The organism is Pseudomonas sp. EGD-AK9 (genome assembly GCF_000465935.2).
In the GTDB taxonomy this organism is placed as follows: domain Bacteria; phylum Pseudomonadota; class Gammaproteobacteria; order Pseudomonadales; family Pseudomonadaceae; genus Aquipseudomonas.
This window is the reverse complement of sequence record NZ_AVOF01000280.1, coordinates 1-4201: the sequence shown is the minus strand read 5'-3', so window position 1 is coordinate 4201 and position 4201 is coordinate 1. Positions and strand designations below refer to the sequence as shown.

Below are 4201 nucleotides of genomic sequence, written 5' to 3'. Positions count from 1 at the left end.
GTGGCTCTCGCTGGAGCGGCGCATGCACTGCGCGGACGGCCTGTGCGGCCACTGCTATCTCGGCTCCAGCTATGTCTGCCGGGACGGGCCGACCTACCGCTACGACCACTTCCTGCGGCTGCAGAACCAGGGCGGTGCGCGGCCCCAGGTAGCGGAACACAACTTCTGCTGACTTTCACCGTCGAGGGCCGGCCATGCGTCCAGCGATCATCCATAAACCTGCCGCTCCCTCGGTCACGCCCAACTGGGACGATAGCGCTGCAGCCCGTGCCGCCTTCTCCTGGCAGGCTCAGGCCGGCGAGCTCAGCGGCCTGCCCGGCGGCGGCCTGAACCTGGCCTACGAGGCGGTCGACCGCCACGCCCAGGGGCCGCGCCGGCAGCATGTCGCCCTGCGCATCCTCGACCGCAACGGCGGCCGCTGCGACATCAGCTACGCGCGCCTGAGCAGCCTGAGCAACCGCTTTGCCAACCTGCTCAAGAGTCTTGGCGTGCAACCCGGGGAACGTCTGTTCGTGCTTTGCGGGCGCGGCCTGGAGCTTTATCTCGGGGTACTCGGCGGGCTCAAGCTGGGCTGCGTGGTTTCGCCACTGTTTTCCGCCTTCGGCCCGGAACCGATCGAGACCCGCCTGCGCATCGGCGAAGGCAGCGTGTTGCTGACCAGCGAAGCGCTGTACCGGCGCAAGGTGGCGGGTATCCGCGAGCGCCTGCCGCAGCTCAGGCATGTGTTGCTGTACGAGGACAATGGCGGCGCGGTGGATACTCCGCCGGGCACCCTGAGCCTGCCACAACTGCTGGCCGAGGCGAGCGACGACTTTGCCATTGCGCCGACCACTGCCGACACGCCCGCGCTGCTGCACTTCACCAGCGGCACCACCGGCACACCGAAGGGTGCGCTGCACGTGCATGGCGCGGCGCTGACCCACCTGGTCACCGGCAAGTACGCCCTCGACCTACATCCCGAAGACATCTACTGGTGCAGCGCCGACCCCGGCTGGGTCACCGGCACCTCCTACGGCATCCTCGCGCCCTTGCTGCTCGGCGTCACCAGCGTGGTCGACAGTGGCGAGTTCGATGCCGAACGCTGGTACCTCATCCTCGAGCGGCAACTGGTCAGCGTCTGGTACACCGCGCCCACGGCCATCCGCATGCTGATGAAGGCCGGCGCCGAGCTGGCCCGACAGCACCGTTTTCCCCGGTTGCGCTTCATCGCCAGCGTCGGCGAGCCGCTCAATCCCGAGGCGGTGTGGTGGGGCCAGGACGTGCTCGGCCTGCCGATCCACGACAACTGGTGGCAGACCGAGACCGGCGGGATCATGATCGCCAATACCCCGGCCATGCCGATCAAACCCGGCTCCATGGGCAAGCCGCTGCCCGGCGTGGAGGCGGCCATCGTCGCGCGCGACGAGCAGGGTGGGGTGGTCCTGCTGGGCGACGAGGCGGTCGGCGAGCTGGCCCTCAAGCAGCCCTGGCCGGCGCTGTTTCGTGGCTACCTGGGGCAGGAGGAGCGTTACCGCCGCTGCTTCGTCGGTGACTGGTACCTGAGCGGCGACCTGGCCCGGCGCGATGCCGACGGCTACTACTGGTTCGTCGGCCGCAGCGACGACGTGATCAAGTCGGCCGGCCACCTGATCGGCCCGTTCGAGGTGGAAAGCGCGCTGATGGAGCACCCGGCGGTGGCCGAGGCGGCGGTGATCGGCCTGCCCGACGCGCTGCTCGGCGAGACGGTCAAGGCCTTCGTCACCCTGAAGAGCGGAGTCGAGCCCAGTGCGGCGCTGCACGACGAGCTGCTCGGCCATGCGCGCAAGCGCCTGGGCGCCGCGGTGGCACCCAAGGCCCTGGAGTTCCTCGCCGACCTGCCGCATACCCGCAGCGGCAAGCTCATGCGCCGGCTGCTCAAGTCCCGCGAACTGGGCCTGCCGGAGGGCGACACCTCGACCCTGGAGAACCCGAGATGAGCGCGCCGCTGCCGTTTCCGCGCGAGTTCGCCCTGCGCCTGCTGCACGACATGCTGCGCATTCGCCGTCTGGAGGAGCGCGCCGCCGAGCTGTACGGCGCGGGCAAGATCCGCGGCTTCCTGCACCTGTACATCGGCGAGGAGGCGGTGGCGGTGGGTGCCCTGCATGCCCTGGCACCCGACGATGCGCTGGTGGCCACCTACCGCGAGCACGGCCACGCGCTGATCAAGGGTGTTTCCATGCAGGCGATCATGGCCGAGATGTACGGCAGGCAGGAGGGTTGCTCGCGCGGCCGCGGCGGTTCCATGCACCTGTTCGACGCCGCCACCCGCTTCTTCGGCGGCAACGCCATAGTCGCCGGCGGCTTGCCGCTGGCGGTCGGGCTGGCCCTGGCCGAACGGATGCAGGGCGGCTCGCGCCTCGTCGCCTGCTTCTTCGGCGAGGGCGCGATGGCCGAGGGGGCCTTCCACGAGGCGCTTAACCTGGCGGCGCTGTGGCGCCTGCCGGTGCTGTTCTGCTGCGAGAACAACCTGTACGCCATGGGCACCGCGCTGGCGCGTTCCGAGTCGCAGACCGACCTGTGCGCCAAGGCGGCCTCCTATCGGGTGCCGGCCCAGGCGGTGGACGGCATGGACGTGGTGGCGGTGCAGCAGGCCACTGCGGCGGCGGTACAGCAGGTGCGCGGCGACGCGGGGCCGTTCTTTCTCGAATTCCAGACCTATCGCTTCCGCGCCCACTCGATGTTCGACCCCGAGCTGTACCGCGACAAGGCCGAGATAGCCAAGTGGAAGGAGCGCGGGCCGATCCACAGCTACAGCGCCCACCTGAAGCAGTTGGGACTGCTCGATGAGGCGGGCTTCCAGGCCCTCGACGCCCAGGTGGAGGCTGAGGTGGAGGCGGCGGTGGCCTTCGCCGAGGCCGGCAGCCTGGAGCCGGCAGGCGATCTGCTGCGCGATGTCTACAGCCCGCAGGTGCGGCCATGAGCCGCCACCTCAGCTATCGCGAGGCGCTGCGCGAAGCCCTGCGCGAGGCGTTGCAGCGCGATCCGCGGGTGTTCCTGATGGGCGAGGACGTCGGCCGCTACGGCGGCAGCTATGCGGTGTCCAAGGACCTGCTGGAGGAGTTCGGCGCGGAGCGCATCCGCGACACGCCGCTGTCGGAGCTGGGCTTCGTCGGCGCCGGCATCGGCGCGGCGCTGGGCGGCATGCGGCCGATCGTCGAGGTGATGACGGTGAACTTCAGCCTGCTCGCCCTCGACCCGCTGATGAACACCGCGGCGACGTTGCGGCATATGTCCGGCGGTCAGTTCTCCGTGCCCCTGGTGCTGCGCATGGCCACCGGCGCCGGACGCCAGCTGGCGGCGCAGCACTCGCACAGCCTGGAAGGCTGGTATGCGCATATTCCCGGGCTGAAGATTCTCGCCCCGGCCACCCTGGAAGATGCCCGTGGCATGCTCTGGCCGGCGCTGCAGGACCCCGACCCGGTGCTGATCTTCGAGCACGCCCAACTCTACAACCTCGAAGGCGAACTGGAGGAGGGCGGCGAGGTGGACATCCGCAGCGCGCGGGTGCGCCGCGCCGGCAGCGATCTGAGCCTGGTCGCCTATGGCGGCACCCTCGGCAAGGCCCTGGCGGCGGCCGAACAACTGGCCGCCGAAGGCATCGCGGCCGAGGTCATCGATCTGCGCGTGCTGCGCCCGCTGGACGATGCGACTCTGCTGGCTTCCGTCTGCAAGACCCGGCGCCTGCTGGTGGTGGACGAGGGCTGGCGCAGCGGCGGCCTGGCCGCCGAGATCATCGCGCGCATCAGCGAGCAGGCCTTCTACGAGCTGGACGCGCCACCGGCCCGGGTGTGCAGCGCCGAGGTGCCGATTCCCTACGCCAAGCATCTGGAGGAGGCGGCACTGCCGCAGGTGCCGGCGATAGTGGCGGCGGCGCGGACGCTCTGCGCGGGAGGCGGGCAATGATCGAATTCAAACTGCCGTCGCTCGGTTCCGACATGGACGAGGGAACCCTGCTGGAGTGGACGGTGCAGCCCGGCGAGCGGGTTACGCGCGGCCAGGTGATAGCCGTGGTGGACACCGCCAAGGCGGCGGTGGAGGTGGAGTGCTGGCAGGAGGGGGAGGTCTTCGAGCTGCTGATCCAACCCGGCGCCAAGATCCCGGTGGGCACGCCTATCGCCACTCTGCTGGAGCCCGGCGAGAGCCCCGAGACTGCGCGGCGCAAGACGCCGAGCCCGCTGCACCC

The 4201-nt window shown here is 70.0% G+C and carries 5 protein-coding genes; all 5 read left to right on the top strand.

Features of this window, described 5'->3' with window-relative positions; translation table 11 throughout:
* Nucleotides 1-22: 22 nt before the first annotated feature.
* Nucleotides 23-172 (top strand): hypothetical protein, encoded by a 150-nt coding sequence (locus N878_RS26855; RefSeq protein ID WP_256218093.1) that lies wholly within the window; start codon nucleotides 23-25, stop codon nucleotides 170-172.
* Between the two features lie 22 nt (nucleotides 173-194).
* Nucleotides 195-1955 carry an acetate--CoA ligase gene (acsA, locus tag N878_RS13825; RefSeq protein WP_021444234.1) on the top strand — a complete coding sequence of 587 codons (1761 nt, stop codon included), beginning with the start codon at nucleotides 195-197 and terminating at the stop codon, nucleotides 1953-1955.
* Complete coding sequence (gene pdhA / locus N878_RS13820; protein WP_021444233.1) at nucleotides 1952-2938, top strand: pyruvate dehydrogenase (acetyl-transferring) E1 component subunit alpha; 987 nt, start codon at nucleotides 1952-1954, stop codon at nucleotides 2936-2938. Before acsA ends, pdhA begins: the two co-directional genes overlap by 4 nt.
* The gene (locus tag N878_RS13815; protein WP_021444232.1) at nucleotides 2935-3921 is read left to right on the top strand and encodes an alpha-ketoacid dehydrogenase subunit beta; all 987 of its coding nucleotides are present in this window, start codon (nucleotides 2935-2937) and stop codon (nucleotides 3919-3921) included. The genes pdhA and N878_RS13815 overlap by 4 nt, the downstream gene beginning before the upstream one ends.
* The coding region (locus N878_RS13810) for a biotin/lipoyl-containing protein (protein ID WP_031303167.1) at nucleotides 3918-4201 on the top strand (284 nt) is incomplete at its 3' end. The genes N878_RS13815 and N878_RS13810, both read left to right, overlap by 4 nt.

Excerpts from the sequence above, each read along its gene's own strand:
- N878_RS26855 (WP_256218093.1), top strand. The coding sequence starts at position 23 with ATGCACTGCGCGGACGGCCTGTGCGGCCACTGCTATCTCGGCTCCAGC.
- N878_RS13815 (WP_021444232.1), top strand. The coding sequence starts at position 2,935 with ATGAGCCGCCACCTCAGCTATCGCGAGGCGCTGCGCGAAGCCCTGCGC.
- pdhA (WP_021444233.1), top strand. The coding sequence starts at position 1,952 with ATGAGCGCGCCGCTGCCGTTTCCGCGCGAGTTCGCCCTGCGCCTGCTG.
- acsA (WP_021444234.1), top strand. The coding sequence starts at position 195 with ATGCGTCCAGCGATCATCCATAAACCTGCCGCTCCCTCGGTCACGCCC.